This window comes from Promicromonospora iranensis (genome assembly GCF_028994775.1).
Taxonomy (GTDB): Bacteria; Actinomycetota; Actinomycetes; order Actinomycetales; family Cellulomonadaceae; genus Promicromonospora; species Promicromonospora iranensis_A.
In genome coordinates this window covers 369,588-385,096 of sequence record NZ_JAJQMN010000002.1, presented here as the reverse complement: position 1 = coordinate 385,096, position 15,509 = coordinate 369,588, and the positions used below count along the sequence as shown (strand labels likewise).

Sequence of the window (15,509 nt, the reverse complement as noted above, 5' to 3'; positions counted from 1 at the left end):
CGTGCGCCCGGCACCGCTGACGACTCGCCAGGAGGCGACCATCAACACCCTCACCTCGCGCATCGGCTTCGAGATCGAGCTGCTCGCGCCCGCCGGCTCGGACCGGCAGACGCTCGCGGACGCCGTCGCCGCTCGCGGTGGCGGCCGGGTGCACCGGTCCTTTCACACCGACAGCGAGCCGTCACCGGTGCCGGGCGTCGGGGTGTTCCGGCACCTGTCCCCCGCGTTCGACGTGGTCGACGGTGCCGGTTCACCCGTGGTGCGGCTCGTGGACGACATCACCATCGTGTCCGACCTGGCCGGGGCGTCCACCCGGGGGCACGAGGGCTGGTACCGCGTGCTGTGCGACGAGCCGCGCCTGCTGCGCCTGATCGAGCGGTGCACGGACCCCTACGCCGCCCTGGCCGACGTCCTGGCCCCGGTCGCCGACCTGTTCGGCACCCAGGTCGAGCTGCGGGGCGGGGCGGCGCGGGTGAACGACGCCGCGGGCGCCACCATCGCCGTCGTGATGCCGCTGCCCGCGGGCCGCGAGCGACCCTGCGAGATCGTCACGCCGCCGATCACGCGGGACCACGGCCGGAGGCTGGGCGAGCTGCTGGCACCCGCGCGTGACCTCGGGTTCACGGTTCCCGCCGAGGCCGCCGTCCACCTGCACCTGGACGGCGCTCCTTTCCGGCGGTCGCCCGCGTTCGCCAACCTGGTCCGGCTGTTCGGGCACTGGCGCGAGCCGCTGTGGGCGGCGCTGGGCACCAATGCGGCATGCCGGCGCCTCGCGCCGCTGCCCGAGGAGCTGGTCCAGCTCGTGGAGCGGGAGGACCTGTCCTGGGCCGAGCTGCGTACCGCCGCGCGCGAGACCGGCCTGACGAAGTACGCCGACGTGAACCTCACGCAGCTGGTCGCCACGAGCCCCGCCCGCGACACGGTCGAGGTGCGCCTCCTGCCCGGTGCACTGGACACGTCGGACATCGTCGGGCGGGCGGCGCTCGTCGAGCGCCTGCTGCTGCGGTGCCTCGACGACACACCGATACCGCGACCCGACGTAGCGGCGGCGCACGACCCGGAAGAGGCGCTGCTGGCCCTGACGACGGCGGGGGCCGGGCGATGACGACCTGGTTGCCGGCCGTCGGCCCGAGCAGCGCACCGACACCACGGGTGCAGGCGCAGGTGCCCGCTCGCGGTGCCGACGAGGGCGACCCGGCCCGGACGCTGGACGAGCTGGTGCGGACGCACCTGCCCGGGCTGATCCGCTACGCGACGGTCCTCGTCGGCGACCAGCACACAGCTGCCGACCTCGTGCAGGAGGTGCTGCTGCGTGCCCACCAGCGGTGGCGTCGGATCGTCCTGACGGATCGCCCCGACCTGTACCTCCGGCGCATGGTCACCAACGAGCACCTGTCGTGGCGCCGTCGCTGGCACGTGCGCATGATCCAGCCCACCGGCGACGACGCGCTGGCCCGGCACGGAGGCGCCGCGGGCGACCCCGCGGAGGACCATGCGGAGAAGGACGCGATGTGGCACCGCCTCGCGCAGCTCCCTCCGCGGCAGCGCACGGTGCTCGTGCTGCGGTACTACGAAGGGCTGGCCGACGCCGACATCGCGACCGTGCTCGGTACCTCGCCGGCCACCGTCCGCTCCCACGCCGCGCGCGCCCTGGCCACTCTCCGGCGCACCATCTCGACACACCTGGAGAAGCGATGAACCAGTACCGTCCCGACCGGCCGGAGGGTGAACCCGGCCACGACGAGCTCGCCGAGCTGATCGGTGCGGCCCTGCGCGCACGTGAGCCCGACGCCGCGGCCACCGCCGCCACGGCTCAGCGGATCGCCGCCACGATCGCCGTGGCGGCCGACGGCCGGAACGCCGTGGTGACCCCGTTCGTGCGGCGTGCGGGCGCGTTCGCGCTCACCGGTGTCGTCGCGTCCACGCTCGGCGTCGTCGGTGCGGGCGCCGCGGCGGCGGCGAACCCCTACACGGGCTTCGCGGCCGCGGTCGACGGTGTCGCACAGGCTGTCGGCGTCGAGTGGTCCGCCATGCCGGACGGCTACACCCGCGAGCAGCACGACGCGTTCTGGGGCGCCGAGTACACGGCGGGGGACCTGGTGGCGCTCCGCGACCTGTGGAACGTCGACTCGTTGGAGGCCAAGGCGCGCGCCGGGCAGCTGATCCTCGACGGCAACGCCGTCCCGGTGGCGCCGGGCTCGCACGGGTCGAACGAGGAGGTGCGCTTCCCCACCGTGGCGGAGCAGGACGCGTTCCGGAAGGCTGGGTACACCTACGAGGACGCCGAGCGGCTGGCCGACCTGTGGCAGGTCGGCGCGAGCGAGGCGAAGGCCCGAGCGGGGGACATGCTCCTCGACGGCGAGAAGCCTCCGCTGCCCTGAGCAGGCACGTCCGCCACCCGGCACCCGACCGCGGCGTCGGCCGGCGGACCCTTGCTTCCGGGCGGCCGCAGGGCCACGATCGTCGGGTGAACCGGAGCGTCGGATGAGTCCAGCACCCCTGACGCGGGACCGAAACTTCGTGGTCTTCTGGGGCACTCAGACGCTCTCGGTCCTGGGCGACTCCTTCTCCGTGATCGCCTTCCCGCTGCTCATGCTGGAGGCCACCGGTTCGCTGGTGCAGATGGGTCTGCTGACGAGCGTCATGGCGGCCGGTTCGCTCTCGATGGGCCTCGTCGGCGGGGCCGTCGTCGACCGGTTCGACAGGCGCAGGCTCCTGATCGCCTGCGACGTCGCCCGCCTGCTGCTGTTCGCGGCGGTACCCGTCTGCTGGGCGTTCGAGCCCCAGGTGTGGCTGCTGTTCGTCGTCGCGGGTGTCGCATCGGTGTTCGGGCAACTGTTCCAGATCACCTACATCACGGCGGTGCCCACCATCGTCGGCCGTGAACGGGTCGCCGACGCCAACAGCAAGCTCCAGGCCACCGCCTCGCTGGCCAGCATCGGCGGACCGGCGCTCGCCGGGCTGATCGCAGCGACGGTCGGCGTGACGGCGGCGATCGCCATCGACGCGGCGACCTTCGGCGTCTCGGCGCTCGGCCTGCTCGCCGTCCGCCTCTCGCGGGTGGCCCCCGCCGCGTCGGCGGACCGCCCCGGACTCGGACGCGATCTCCGGACGGGTTTCATCACCGGCGCGCGGTTCCTGTGGCGGCATCCGGTGCTGCGCGTGCTGACCATCTTCCTGACGGTCACCACGTTCGTCACGTACGGCCTGACCGACGTGATCATCTACCAGGTGCGCCACGGCCTGGGGGAGAGCGAGGACGTCGTCGGCTACGTGATGGCCGCCGCAGGGGCCGGGACGTGCCTGGCGGCGGTCCTGTCGGCCCGGTTGCGCCGGACGTTCGGCTTCGGCGCCTGCTGGATCACGGCCATGACCCTGTGCGGCCTGGCAGGCGTGGTGCTCGCGCTGAACCGCGACGCGGTGGTCATGGGAGCGGGCGTCTTCGTGTTCTGGTTCGGGCTCATGCTGGCGGCGGTCTGCTCGATGTCGCTGCGCCAGCTTGTCACGCCTGATCCCCTGCTCGGGCGGGTCACCGCGGCGTTCTGGACCATCCACTACAGCCTCGCGCCGCTCGGTGCCGCAGTCCTCACCGCGGCCGCCGACCGCTTCGGCGCGTCCGGGCCGTTGCTCGCGGTGGCGGTCATCTATGTGGCGGTGGTCGGCGTGGCGATCTTCACCCCGATCCGCGAACGCAACCCGGAGGACCGCCCCGCCAGCTGAGGCCGGAGCGGGTTCGAGAGGCGCCCGACGGCGACGAACAGATGAAAACCACAGTGTTCCGGCCGTTCGACTGTCGAACGGCCGCACACGGGCGCCTGTGGATCGTGGCAAGATCGATGGTGCATACCCGGGCGGCTTCGGACACTCTTGCGACCGCCCATCTCACCAGTCGTTTGGAGTTTCGCAGATGCCCATCGCAACCCCTGAGGTCTACGCCGAGATGATCGACCGGGCGAAGGCCGGCAAGTTCGCCTACCCCGCTGTCAACATCACCTCGTCGCAGACCGTCACTGCCGCACTTCAGGGCTTTGCCGAGGCGGAGTCCGACGGCATCATCCAGGTCTCCGTGGGCGGCGCCGAGTACGCGTCCGGCTCGACGGTGAAGGACCGGGTCTCGGGCTCCCTCGCGCTGGCGGCGTATGCCACCGAGGTCGCCAAGGGCTACGGCGTCAACATCGCCATCCACACGGACCACTGCACGGCCGACAAGCTCGACTCCTGGGTCAAGCCGCTGCTCGCGATCGAGGCCGAGCAGGTGAAGAACGGCGGCCTGCCGACGTTCCAGTCGCACATGTTCGACGGCTCCACCGTGCCGATCGAGGAGAACCTCGTGATCGCCGCCGAGCTGCTCGAGCTGTCGCAGGCCGCGCGCACGATCCTCGAGATCGAGATCGGCGTCGTCGGTGGCGAGGAGGACGGCCACATGGCCGAGATCAACGACAAGCTGTACACGACGGTCGAGGACGGCCTGGCCACCGTGAAGGCGCTCGGCGCCGGCGAGCGCGGCCGCTACCTGACCGCCCTCACCTTCGGCAACGTGCACGGCGTGTACAAGCCGGGCTCGGTGAAGCTGCGTCCGGAGATCCTGCTCGACATCCAGAAGGCCGTCGGCGCGGAGATCGGCAAGGAGAACCCGTTCGACCTCGTGTTCCACGGCGGTTCGGGCTCGACGGCGGAGGAGATCTCCGCGGCCGTCGACAACGGCGTCATCAAGATGAACATCGACACGGACACGCAGTACGCGTTCACGCGCCCCGTCGTCGAGCACATGTTCAAGAACTACGACGGCGTCCTGAAGATCGACGGCGAGGTCGGCAACAAGAAGGCCTACGACCCGCGCGCCTGGGGCAAGACGGCGGAGGCCGGCATGGCCGCTCGCATCGTCGAGGCCTGCCAGCAGCTCCGCTCGGCCGGCCACAAGATGTGACCCGACCGCTTGGGTGATCGGTAGAAGGTCAGGTGATCGGTAGTTCCAACTACCGATCACCTGACCTTTTACCGATCATTCCGGAAGGCGTCAGCCGCCCACACCCGCAGGGGTCGGAGCGCCGCCCGACGGCGGGCCGGACGGGCCGTCGTCGTCCAGCTCGAAGCCCGGGTCCTCGTCCACGATGTCGAGGAGGTCGCCGATCCGGGTCACCTCCAGCAGGAAGCGCACCGTCGGCGGTGCGCGCAGTACGCGCACCCGGTGCGGGCTGCGGCTCGCGAGGCGCGCGAGGAACGCGACGCCCGACGAGTCCATGAAGGTCACATGATGCGCGTCGATCTCGACCGGGAGACGTGACTCCTCGGCCGCGGCCGTGGCCTCGTGCAGATCACCGCCGATGTCGGCGTCGATCTCCCCGGAGAGCACTATCCGAGCACGTGAGCGGCCCACGATGACGTGGATGCTCGCGGGGTCGCCGATCTCGGGGGTCTGATGGCCGGGGTCCTGGGGGCTCCCGCCCTGCGGACCGCGCGGGGGGTCGTAAGTTCCGTCCTGCACGGTTCTCCTTCCGGGAGCAGTGGTCGTGGCGCTGTGTCGGTCCGATGATAGAGGTTGAGGTTCAGATCTCGGACCGTCCCAATCTACGGTTGAATGTCCTGCTGGAACAGCACCTCGAGCAAGAGATACCGTTGGGAGGGCATTTTGACCGATTCATCCGGTCTACCACCGTCCTCTCCGCCGCCACGGCACCCCGGCCTCTCCGTCTTCGGCCTCGGTCCGATCCGGGGCGGGACGTCGAACGGCAGTGCCAACGGGACGTCGAACGGAACGGCGAACGGAAACGGCTTCGAGACCAATCGGCCGGTGGTCCGTGCCGCGAGCGTGCCCCCGAGCATCCCGCCGAGCAACCCGCCGCTCGGCGCCTACCGGACGCAAGGTGCCGAGGCGCGCCGGCACACGTCGGCCACCGGCATCCCGCGCACCCTGCCGCCGTCGATCGGCGACGTGGTCCTGCGCGCCGCGGTGAACGTGGGCATCCCCGTGTTCCTCACCGGGCCCACCGAGGACGGCATGCCGATGCTCTGGGCCAACAGCGCCTTCGAGCACTACGCCGGCGTGCGGTTCACCGACTTCGCGGGGCACACCGTGCGCAGGCTCGGCGAGATGCTCGTCGAGCCGCAGGACCTCGAGCGCATGACCGAGCTGGTGAACGCCGGCCAGGAGGTGCACGCGACGGTCCGTTCGCACCTGCGCGGAGGCACCCACGGCTGGGCCCAGCTCACGCTCACCCCGGCGCGTGCGGGCCACAGCGACCGCATCACGCACTGGGTCGGGTTCAGCGTGGACGTCTCCGACCACATGGAGCGGCACGCCGCCCAGCTCGCCAGCCTCGAGGTCGAGCGGCAGCAGCGCGAGGACCTCGACCTCATCGCCCAGACGACCGAGATCCTGACCGACCTCGAGTACCCGTACGCCCTGCGCGACATCGCGGAGCTGCTCCAGTCGATGGTGCGCTGGGCAGGCTTCTACGTGAACGACGACGGCCTCAAGCACGCCGCCGGCGTCGACGTCGCGGCGCCGCCGAGCGGGCGCGGGCGCCGTCATGCCCGGTACATCGAGGGTGACAACATCGCGGACAAGACCGCGCGCCGCAGGCCGCAGACGGATGCGCTGGGCGACTCGGTCACCACGGGCCCCATGCCGATCCTCGAGGTGGTGGACTCGGTCCAGGACGTGCTCGACGGCGTGCTCGACGGCCCCGTCACCCTGCACCTCGACATCCCGCACGCGCCGCACTCGGCGTCGGGCTGGCTGCAGCGTGACCTCACCCTGCGCCTGGCCGACGAGCTGGGCAAGGCGCCTGACTCGGTGGTGGTGCACCCCGTCGCAGGACGGCGGGACGTGCTCGGGCTGGTCGTGATCGTCCCGGACGAGGACGAGCCGGGGGACTACGTCGAGGCCGACGAGGCGGACACGTTGCGCACGGTGGTGGAGGTGGTGGCCCGCCGCGCGGGCAGCGCCATCGACAACGCGCGCATGTACGCACGCGAGCACCGCCTCGCCGAGACCCTGCAGCGCGCCATGCTCCCCGAGCAGGCGGACGTCGCCGGGCTCGACGTGTGGACCTACTACGCGCCGAACGCCGAGCACGCCCAGGTGGGCGGCGACTGGTACGACGTGCTGCAGATCTCGCCGGAGCTCGTCGGGCTGGTGATCGGCGACGTCGTGGGTCACGACGTCGAGGCCGCCGCGACCATGGGGCAGCTGCGGTCGGTGGTGCGCTCGTACGCCTTCGAGCTGTCGACGCCGAGCCGTGTGCTCGAGCGGGTGGACCAGCTCGTGGCCGGCATGGGCATCCCGCGCTCGGCAAGCATGGTGTACGCCTCCCTGAAGCGCGAGGAGGAGCCGGACGTGTGGACGGTCGGCTACTCGCGTGCGGGCCACCTCCCGCCCCTCCTGCTGCGCGCGGGCGAGGTGATCAAGCTGGACGAGGGCGGTGGCGCGCTCGTCGGCTTCGGCTCGCGGGAGCGGACCACGGGCGAGGCGCGCCTCCAGCCGGGCGACACGCTGCTGTTCTACACGGACGGCCTGATCGAGCGACGCGACCGGTCCCTGCGCCTGGGCCTCGAGGCGCTGCTGGAGACGGCGTCGGCGATCACTGCGCGCGACGCCGCCGGAGTCGGCGAGGAACTGCTCTCGCGCCTGGCCGACGCGCCCGAGGACGACGTGGCGATCGTCGTCGTCCGCATCCCCGATCCGACGGGTGACGCCGGGGAGACAGCCCTGTCACCGCGGTGGCGGCGCTGGATGCTGCCGAGCGAGCCGTCCTCGATCGGCCGGGCCCGGCACGCCGTGCTGCGCACCTGCCAGGCATGGGGCATCGAGGAGTCCGCACAGGCGGAGCTCGTCGTGTCGGAGCTGGTGGCGAACGGCGTGCTGCACGGCTGGGGCCACATCGCGCTGCGCCTGTACGACACGGGGGACGGGCTGCGGATCGAGGTCGAGGACAACAACCCGGCACCGCCGGTCGCCACCGACGGGCACCCGAACCGCCTGGGCGGGTTCGGCATGCAGATCGTGGACCGGCTGGCCGAGTGGGGCTGGCGCCCGTCCGGCTCCGGAAAGCTGGTCTGGGCGAAGCTGCGCCGTCAGCCCACCCCGCCGAAGTAGGTCGGTTACCGAAGCCGGTCGGATACCGAAGCAGGTCTCGACGGACTCGACCACCGGTGGCCGAGCCTGTCGAGATCCAGGGTGGATAACGTTTTACGCAGTGGACACGTCGCGGTGGGATAACGGCGAGCCGTCGTCATCCCGCGATGTCAGGACCGCAAAACCCGAGTCAGGGGCGGAGGGCTCGCACGAGTGGTCGTCGTCGACGCGGAAGAGCTCCATCGCGCCGCACACCTCGAGCACGAACAGGTCGCGCTCGTCGGCGCCGCGGATCACGGTGGCGCCGCCCCGCTTGCGGCCGGCGTCGGCCAGCGAGATGAGGAACGCGGCCCCGGTGGAGTCCATGAACGTGACCCGGCACATGTCGATGACGAGCAGCTGTCGGCGGAGGCCGACGACGCGCGCTGCGATCTCCGGGAACTGGTCTCGTTCGGCGAGGTCGAGGTCGCCGGCGATCACGAGCGTCGTCGTCGTGGGAGACGTCGCGATCTCGATCATGTGTCGAGCGTAACGACTGTTGCTCGATCGCACCGGATGAAAGGCAAAATTCACCATCCGCGCGGGCGTCAGGGGTAATCCGGTGCGACCACCTTTGTCCACCTGTGCCCCGGAAGTGTGAGAATTTGTGCATGAGCACCCACGAGAACCTCCTGCAGGGCCCCGCCCCCACCCTGCTTCCCGACGACTTCCCGGCGGCTCGTGAGCGTCTGACCAGCGGCGACGACCCGGTCGATGTGGTCGCGTCGGCCCCGGCGTCGTCTCTCGTCTGGGCGGTCCTCGCCGAGGGCGCGCTCGCGGCCGACGACGCCGCCGGCAACGTCGAGGCCTACGCCTACGCGCGCACCGGCTACCACCGTGGGCTCGACGCGCTGCGCCGCGCCGGCTGGCGCGGGCAGGGTCCGATCCCGGCGGACCACGTGCCGAACCAGGGCTTCCTCCGGTCGCTTCTCGCGCTCTCGCAGGCGGCGCACCTCATCGGCGAGGAGGATGAGGCGGAGCGTTGCGCGAAGTTCCTCGTGGACTCCGGCACGTCGGTGGACGAGGTACGCGCCCTGGCGTCCACCACGAAGTAGACTCGGGCGCGGCCCGCGGGCGCCATCGGGCGCACCACGCGGAGCAACTCAAGCAATCCGAGAAGGTGGAGATCCATGCCAGGCGTCGTGCTCGTCGGGGCCCAGTGGGGCGATGAGGGCAAGGGAAAGGCGACGGACCTCCTGGGCTCCCGCGTCGATTACGTGGTCAAGTTCAACGGTGGGAACAACGCGGGGCACACGGTCGTCATCGACGACGAGAAGTACGCCCTGCACCTCCTGCCGTCCGGGATCCTGTCGCCGGGCGTGGTGCCGGTCATCGCCAACGGCGTGGTGGTCGACATCGAGGTCCTGTTCCAGGAGCTCGACGCCCTGATCGAGCGCGGTGTGGACGTGTCCAGGCTGCTGGTCTCGGGCAGCGCGCACATCATCGCCCCGTACCACCGCACCATCGACAAGGTGACCGAGCGGTTCCTCGGCAAGCGCCGGATCGGCACCACGGGCCGGGGGATCGGTCCGTCGTACGCCGACAAGATCAACCGCGTCGGCATCCGCATGTGGGACCTGTTCGACGAGAAGATCCTCCGTGCCAAGATCGAGGGTTCGCTCGACCAGAAGAACCACCTGCTCGTGAAGGTCTACAACCGGCGCGCCATCACGGTGGACGAGACGCTCGACGAGCTGCTCCAGTACGCCGACCGGCTCCGGCCCATGGTCACGGACACGGCCGTCGAGCTGGACAAGGCGCTCGCGGCGGGCAAGAACGTCCTGTTCGAGGCCGGTCAGGCGACGATGCTCGACATCGACCACGGCACCTATCCGTTCGTCACGTCCTCCAGCGCTACGGCGGGCGGCGCGGTGACCGGGTCCGGCGTCGGGCCCACGCGGATCGACTCCGTGATCGGCGTCATCAAGGCGTACACGACCCGCGTCGGCGAGGGTCCGTTCCCCACCGAGCTGTTCGACGACAAGGGCGAGTTCCTGCGCAAGACGGGCGGGGAGTACGGCGTCACCACCGGCCGCGCGCGCCGCACGGGGTGGTACGACGCCGTGATCGCCCGCTACGCGACCCGCATCAACGGGCTCACCGACATCGTGCTGACCAAGCTCGACGTGCTCACCGGCATGGAGAAGGTGCCGGTCTGCGTGGCGTACGACGTCGACGGTGTCCGCCACGACGAGATGCCCACCGACCAGACGGCGTTCCACCACGCGAAGCCGATCTACGAGCAGCTCGACGGCTGGTGGGAGGACATCTCCAAGGCCCGCGCCTTCGAGGACCTGCCGCCGAACGCCCAGGCCTACGTGAGGGCGCTCGAGGAGATGTCGGGCACCCGGATCTCCGCGATCGGCGTCGGCCCGAAGCGTGACGAGATCATCCCCCTCCACGACCTCATCCACCCGCGCTGAGTCCAGACCCCTCCCAAGAGAGCCCTCCGCCACAGTGAAGATCCTCGTCATCGGGACCGGTGCCCGCGAGCACGCCATCATCCACTCCCTGCACCGGGAGACCGCGTCCGGGGCCGCCGCCCACGAGCTCCACGCGGCGCCCGGCAACCCGGGTATCGCCGGGCTGGCCACGCTGCACCCGGTGGATCCGCTGGACGGCACGGCGGTCGCGGCGCTGGCCGAGCAGGTCGGCGCGGAGCTGGTCGTCGTCGGTCCCGAGGCGCCGCTCGTCGCGGGCGTGGCGGACTCCGTCCGGGCGGCGGGCGTGCCCGTCTTCGGGCCGTCCGGCGAGGCGGCCCGGCTGGAGGGCTCCAAGTCGTTCGCCAAGGAGGTCATGGCCGCCGCGGGCGTGCCGACCGCCATGGCGCACGTGTGCACGGACGCCACGGAGCTCGCCGCCGCGCTCGACGCGTTCGGCGCCCCGTACGTGGTCAAGGACGACGGCCTGGCGGCCGGCAAGGGCGTCGTCGTCACCGACGACCGCGAGGCCGCGCTCGCGCACGGCGAGGCCTGCCTGTCCCACGAGAACGGCCGCGTCGTGGTCGAGGAGTACCTCGACGGCCCCGAGGTCTCGCTGTTCTGCGTGTGCGACGGGGCGACGGTGGTCCCGCTGGTCCCCGCGCAGGACTTCAAGCGCGTCGGGAACGACGACGAAGGACCCAACACGGGCGGCATGGGCGCCTACACCCCGCTCGACTGGGCGCCGGCAGGCCTCGTGGACGAGGTGGTGAGCCGCGTCGCCCAGCCCACGATCGACGAGATGGCGCGCCGCGGCAGGCCGTTCTCGGGCGTCCTGTACGTCGGGCTCGCGCTCACCGGCCGGGGCACGCGCGTGGTCGAGTTCAACGCGCGCTTCGGCGACCCCGAGACCCAGTCGGTGCTGGCCCGGCTCATGACGCCGCTGTCGGAGGTCATGCTCGCCGCGGCTCGTGGCAGGCTCGCCGAGCTCGAGCCGCTGCGCTGGCGTCCCGAGGCCTCGGTGACGGTGGTCGTCGCGTCCGAGGGCTACCCCGAGCTGGCCCGGTCCGGTGACCCGATCACGGGCATCGAGGACGCGGAGTCGCTCCCCGGCGTCCACGTGCTGCACGCCGGTACGGGCCGCTCGGCCGAGGACGAGCTGGTCAGCGCGGGCGGGCGGGTGCTGTCCGTCGTCGCGCTGGGCACCGACCTGGCGGACGCCCGGCGTCGGGCCTACGAGGGCGTCGCGAGGATCGATCTCAAGGGTTCGCACCACCGCACGGACATCGCGCTCCGGGCGGAGCGCGGCGAGGTCACCGTCCCGTAGGACGGCGCCCGCGCCCGACGGCGGGTCAGCGCGCCACCCCCCTGCGCTCCCGGGCCGGCATGCCCGTGACGTCCATGAGCACGCCGATCATGCGCGCGCGGATCCCTGCGTCGTCGGTCACCGTGGTGGCCCGGCAGCGGACCCACATCTCGCGACCGTCGGCGGCGATCAGCCGGTGCTCCAGGTCGAGCGGCTCGGTGGCCCCGGCGAGCTGCCGGGCGATGGCCGTCTGGACCGCCCGCACGTCCTGCGGGTGCACCCGGCCGGTCCACTCCTCGATACCGGTGCACGAGGCGTCGTCGGGCAGGCCGACCAGGGCGCGCCAGGTGCGGGAGTAGAAGACCTGGCCGGTGGCGATGTCCCAGTCCCAGGTTCCCTCCAGCGCCACGTCCTGGACCAGGGCGTTGCGCTCGACCTCGGTGCGCAGGTCGAGCACGAGCGCCCGTTCCCGGCTCGCGGCCTCCGCGAGCGCCGCCTGCTGCCGCTGCAGCGAGGTGAGGCGGTCCTCCCGGTCGAGTGCGACGGCGACCATGGCCGCCCAGTGGTCGTACTTGTCGCGGGAGCTCGTGGCATGGATGTCCACGCCACCGCCGATCGCGAGCATGCCCCAGTCGCTCTGGTCGAACGTCACGGGCACCACGAACACGACGCCCTCGCCGGCCAGCGCGGGGGGCGGGAACTTGCTCACCGGCACGTGGGTTCCGACCATGGCCGTCGCCTTGCGGGACACCGCCGTGGTGCCGACGATCTCGAGCGTCCGCGCGCCGTTCATCCGGGCCGCCGCGGGCGCCGTACCGGGTACGGGCGCGCTCTCGGCGTCGGTCCAGAGGGCGAGCGTGGCGGGGCCGGGGTGGCCGCGCGGGAGCCAGGTGAGCGCGCGGATCGCCCGGCCGTCGGCGTGCAGCAGGTCGAGGTCGAGCTCGTACTGGTCGGTGATCGTCCGTTCGAGCCTGCCGGACCGGGCGAGCAGGGTCTGCGTGCACCCGGCGCTGAGGGCGACGAGCACGTCGGTGGCGGTGTGCGTGACCGCGCGGGCGCGGGCCGCGCGGCTGGGGGCGCGTGCCGCCTTCGTCCCGGCGTCACCGCCGGCGGCGACGCCCGGTTGGCCGGCGCTCCCGGGCTGGCTCGCGCTTCCGGCCGAGCCCCCGGCCGAGCCGACGGCTTGCGGACGCTCGGCGTGTGCTCGCTCGACGGGGACGGTCGGCACCTGGCCCCGTCGCACCTGCTCGCGGAACTCCTCCTCGACGGACCGCAGCGCGGGAATCAGCTGTTCGAGCGCCTCGGGGTGCGGCCGCAGCGCGCGGGTGCTCTCGGCGAGGCTGGTGAGGGTGGCCTGCGTGGGTGGCTGCCCCAGCGCCGCCGCGCTGCGGAACACGCGCTGCACGCCCCGCAGCCAGGAGTCGAGGTCGGCGCCGAGTCCGAGGCGGGCCTCCGCTCCGTCGAACGTCGCGCGTGCGACCTCGCCGAGCCGTCGCCAGGCCGTCGACCCCTCCTGTGCGGGTAGGCCTTCGACGAGCGCCCCCGCCCGCGCGTCGAGGCAGCCGCACGACTCGCGGGTGACGAGCGTCGAGCGGGACAGGTGCTGGCCCGCCACGCGTTCGCCCCGGATCCGGGCGAGCAGCAACGAGACGGCGAGCTCCCCGACCTGGTCGTGGTGCGGGTCCACCGTGGCGAGCCGGGGCCGCACGCGGGCGCCCGCCTCGGAGTGGTCGAAGCCGATGATCGCCTGGTCGGCCGGCAGGGACAGGCCCTGGACGCGCAGCGCGCGGGAGAACCCGATCGCGTTGCGGTCCGTCGCGGCGACCGTCGCCGTCGTGGGCAGGCCCGGGCCCCCGACGAGGGCCTGCGCGACGGTGGCCGCGCTCGCCTCCTGGTTGTCGGCGGTGCGGTAGAGCCACTCGGGCCGGGGCGTGATGCCGTGCGCGAGGAGCGTGGCGAGATAGGCCTCGTGCCTCTGGACGATGTCGGCCTGCCGGAGGCTGCCGAGGAACCCGATCTCCCGGTGCCCGTGCGCGATGAGGTGTTCGACGGCAGCACGGGTGCCGCCCTCGTTGTCCGGGGTCACCACGGGGGCGTCGATGCTCGTGGTGTGCCCGCTGACCAGCACGATCGGCGTGCCGTCGTCCTCGATCCGGAGCAGTGTCGCCTCGTTCACGGCCGAGGTGATGACGATGACGCCGTCGACCTGTCCGAGGCTGACGGACGCCGTGCCCGGCGGACGGTCCGGGAACTGCTCGCGTTCCAGGTCCGCCGGATACGTCTGGACCGCGACCACGCGGTGCCCGTCCGGTCGGACGGTGCGCGCGATCCCGGCGAGCACCCGCCCGAAGTAGTAGCCGCCGACCACCGGGGACAGCACCCCGATCACATACCTGCGCTTTCCAATAAGCATGCAAATACACCCGTCTTCGTTGACGCTGTGCAAAATTCACCCGAGGGTGCATGCTACGTGGTTATGGTCCCAACGTCGCGACCGAATGATCCCGAACTGTCAGATTGCCCGCCCCATCAGCGCCGACCGACGATTGTTGATGTCGCCAGAGCCGCCGGCGTGTCCACGGCGGTCGTCTCGTACACGCTCAACGGGCGCAGCGGCGTCTCCGCGACCACTCGCGAACGGGTGCTCCGGGTGGCGGACGAGCTGGGCTGGCGACCCGCCACCGCCGCCCGCTCCTTGCGCAGCGGTCCAGCGGCGGCGGCTCTCGTCGTCGTGCACGACCAGCCGTTCGGTACCCGTGCCGCGTTCCCGCTCGACCTCGTGTCGGGTGCGCTGCAGACCCTCGGCCCGGACACGCTCACGCTCGCCGTGCACGTCGCGGAGTCGCCCACGGGCGCGGCGCAGCTCATGGATCGCTGGTGGACGGAGCGCCGCTACGCGGCCTTCGTCGTCACGGGCGTCCGGGTCGACGACGCGCGGCTCGCGGCGCTGCGCACCCTTCCCGCCCCGGCGGTGGTGGTGGGGGCGGTGGTCGACGGCGCGCCCGCCACCTGGCAGCACGTGGTGCTGGACGACGGCGACGCCTTCGCGCAGCTGGGCGCCTTCCTCGCGGAGCTGGGGCACCGGCGGATCGCGATGGTCGCCGGGTCGGAGCGCCTCGTCGCGCCGGTCCGCCGGTCCGCCGCCCTGGCGGCAGCCCTCGTTCCGTACGGCATCGAGCTGCGCACCGTGGCCGGCGACGGTCCCGAGCGGGCTGCCGCGGCGCTGCGCCCGCTGCTCTCCGCGAGCGACCGCCCCACGGCGATCGTGACCGACGACGACGCCACGGCCGGCCTGGTCCTCGACGTCGCCCGACGGCTCGGCCTCGGCGTGCCGTGGGACCTGTCCGTCGTCGCGGGGACCGACTCGCCCGCGTGCTACCTGACGACGCCGTCGCTCACCGCGGTGCCCTACCCGGTCGAGGAGCTCGGCCGGGCGACGGGCAGGGCCCTGCGTGCGGCGCTCGGCACCGCGGCGTCCCGGCGTGCCGTGGGGGTCGACCCGACGGAGGGAGAGGCCCCGCCGTCGGGCACGGTGCCGGTGGGCAGGCTCGTCGTACGTGGCTCGACCGCACCTCCGGCCGGGAACTAATCGTTTAAGACGGTTCTGCCGGAGCACAAGGATAGGCAAAGTTGCGACATGCCACGGCGGAACGAGCCGCCGCGGTGC

Annotated in this window: 13 protein-coding genes; 10 read left to right on the top strand and 3 right to left on the bottom strand. The window is 72.1% G+C overall.

What is annotated here, in order from left to right; genetic code table 11:
• Nucleotide 1 precedes the first annotated feature (1 nt).
• The 5 genes from LUU90_RS04530 to fbaA all read left to right on the top strand — a co-directional run bounded on the left by LUU90_RS04530 (nt 2) and on the right by fbaA (nt 4,927).
• Entirely contained in the window at nt 2-1,105 is a 1,104-nt protein-coding gene (locus LUU90_RS04530) for an amidoligase family protein (protein ID WP_275002089.1), read from the top strand.
• Nucleotides 1,102-1,698: a SigE family RNA polymerase sigma factor gene (locus LUU90_RS04525; protein WP_275002088.1), complete on the top strand. Its 597-nt coding sequence runs from the start codon at nt 1,102-1,104 to the stop codon at nt 1,696-1,698. The genes LUU90_RS04530 and LUU90_RS04525 overlap by 4 nt, the downstream gene beginning before the upstream one ends.
• Nucleotides 1,695-2,381 (top strand): hypothetical protein, encoded by a 687-nt coding sequence (locus LUU90_RS04520; protein WP_275002087.1) that lies wholly within the window; start codon nt 1,695-1,697, stop codon nt 2,379-2,381. The genes LUU90_RS04525 and LUU90_RS04520 overlap by 4 nt, the downstream gene beginning before the upstream one ends.
• 103 nt (nt 2,382-2,484) lie before the next feature.
• Nucleotides 2,485-3,720, top strand: a complete 1,236-nt coding sequence (locus tag LUU90_RS04515) for an MFS transporter (RefSeq protein ID WP_275002086.1) — start codon at nt 2,485-2,487, stop codon at nt 3,718-3,720.
• A gap of 187 nt (nt 3,721-3,907) precedes the next feature.
• On the top strand, nt 3,908-4,927 hold the full coding sequence (gene fbaA / locus LUU90_RS04510; RefSeq protein ID WP_275002085.1) for a class II fructose-bisphosphate aldolase: 1,020 nt from the start codon (nt 3,908-3,910) through the stop codon (nt 4,925-4,927).
• A gap of 90 nt (nt 4,928-5,017) precedes the next feature.
• Here fbaA and LUU90_RS04505 read toward each other — a convergent pair whose 3' ends face one another.
• Entirely contained in the window at nt 5,018-5,485 is a 468-nt protein-coding gene (locus tag LUU90_RS04505) for an STAS domain-containing protein (protein WP_310243018.1), read from the bottom strand.
• A 306-nt stretch (nt 5,486-5,791) separates the two neighbouring features.
• Here LUU90_RS04505 and LUU90_RS04500 point away from each other — a divergent pair, with 306 nt between their 5' ends.
• Nucleotides 5,792-8,098 (top strand): SpoIIE family protein phosphatase, encoded by a 2,307-nt coding sequence (locus LUU90_RS04500; RefSeq protein WP_275002084.1) that lies wholly within the window; start codon nt 5,792-5,794, stop codon nt 8,096-8,098.
• Between the two features lie 93 nt (nt 8,099-8,191).
• Here LUU90_RS04500 and LUU90_RS04495 read toward each other — a convergent pair whose 3' ends face one another.
• Nucleotides 8,192-8,596 (bottom strand): STAS domain-containing protein, encoded by a 405-nt coding sequence (locus tag LUU90_RS04495; protein ID WP_275002083.1) that lies wholly within the window; start codon nt 8,594-8,596, stop codon nt 8,192-8,194.
• A gap of 131 nt (nt 8,597-8,727) precedes the next feature.
• Here LUU90_RS04495 and LUU90_RS04490 point away from each other — a divergent pair, with 131 nt between their 5' ends.
• The 3 genes from LUU90_RS04490 to purD all read left to right on the top strand — a co-directional run bounded on the left by LUU90_RS04490 (nt 8,728) and on the right by purD (nt 11,863).
• A complete protein-coding gene (locus LUU90_RS04490; RefSeq protein WP_275002082.1) occupies nt 8,728-9,171 on the top strand; it encodes a DUF3151 domain-containing protein in 444 nt (147 codons plus the stop codon).
• A gap of 75 nt (nt 9,172-9,246) precedes the next feature.
• Nucleotides 9,247-10,539, top strand: a complete 1,293-nt coding sequence (locus LUU90_RS04485; protein ID WP_275002081.1) for an adenylosuccinate synthase — start codon at nt 9,247-9,249, stop codon at nt 10,537-10,539.
• A gap of 34 nt (nt 10,540-10,573) precedes the next feature.
• Nucleotides 10,574-11,863, top strand: a complete 1,290-nt coding sequence (purD, locus tag LUU90_RS04480) for a phosphoribosylamine--glycine ligase (protein WP_275002080.1) — start codon at nt 10,574-10,576, stop codon at nt 11,861-11,863.
• 25 nt (nt 11,864-11,888) lie between these two features.
• Here purD and LUU90_RS04475 read toward each other — a convergent pair whose 3' ends face one another.
• Nucleotides 11,889-14,255 (bottom strand): substrate-binding domain-containing protein, encoded by a 2,367-nt coding sequence (locus LUU90_RS04475; RefSeq protein WP_275002079.1) that lies wholly within the window; start codon nt 14,253-14,255, stop codon nt 11,889-11,891.
• Between the two features lie 63 nt (nt 14,256-14,318).
• On the opposite strand from LUU90_RS04475, the gene LUU90_RS04470 reads away from it, so the two are divergent.
• A complete protein-coding gene (locus LUU90_RS04470) occupies nt 14,319-15,431 on the top strand; it encodes a LacI family DNA-binding transcriptional regulator (RefSeq protein ID WP_275002298.1) in 1,113 nt (370 codons plus the stop codon).
• Nucleotides 15,432-15,509 lie beyond the last annotated feature (78 nt).

What these genes read in the sequence shown, in the direction of transcription:
- LUU90_RS04485 (WP_275002081.1), top strand. Translation starts at nt 9,247, where the DNA reads ATGCCAGGCGTCGTGCTCGTCGGGGCCCAGTGGGGCGATGAGGGCAAG.
- fbaA (WP_275002085.1), top strand. Translation starts at nt 3,908, where the DNA reads ATGCCCATCGCAACCCCTGAGGTCTACGCCGAGATGATCGACCGGGCG.
- LUU90_RS04520 (WP_275002087.1), top strand. Translation starts at nt 1,695, where the DNA reads ATGAACCAGTACCGTCCCGACCGGCCGGAGGGTGAACCCGGCCACGAC.
- LUU90_RS04470 (WP_275002298.1), top strand. Translation starts at nt 14,319, where the DNA reads ATGGTCCCAACGTCGCGACCGAATGATCCCGAACTGTCAGATTGCCCG.
- LUU90_RS04495 (WP_275002083.1), bottom strand. Translation starts at nt 8,596, where the DNA reads ATGATCGAGATCGCGACGTCTCCCACGACGACGACGCTCGTGATCGCC.
- LUU90_RS04490 (WP_275002082.1), top strand. Translation starts at nt 8,728, where the DNA reads ATGAGCACCCACGAGAACCTCCTGCAGGGCCCCGCCCCCACCCTGCTT.
- LUU90_RS04475 (WP_275002079.1), bottom strand. Translation starts at nt 14,255, where the DNA reads ATGCTTATTGGAAAGCGCAGGTATGTGATCGGGGTGCTGTCCCCGGTG.
- LUU90_RS04525 (WP_275002088.1), top strand. Translation starts at nt 1,102, where the DNA reads ATGACGACCTGGTTGCCGGCCGTCGGCCCGAGCAGCGCACCGACACCA.
- LUU90_RS04515 (WP_275002086.1), top strand. Translation starts at nt 2,485, where the DNA reads ATGAGTCCAGCACCCCTGACGCGGGACCGAAACTTCGTGGTCTTCTGG.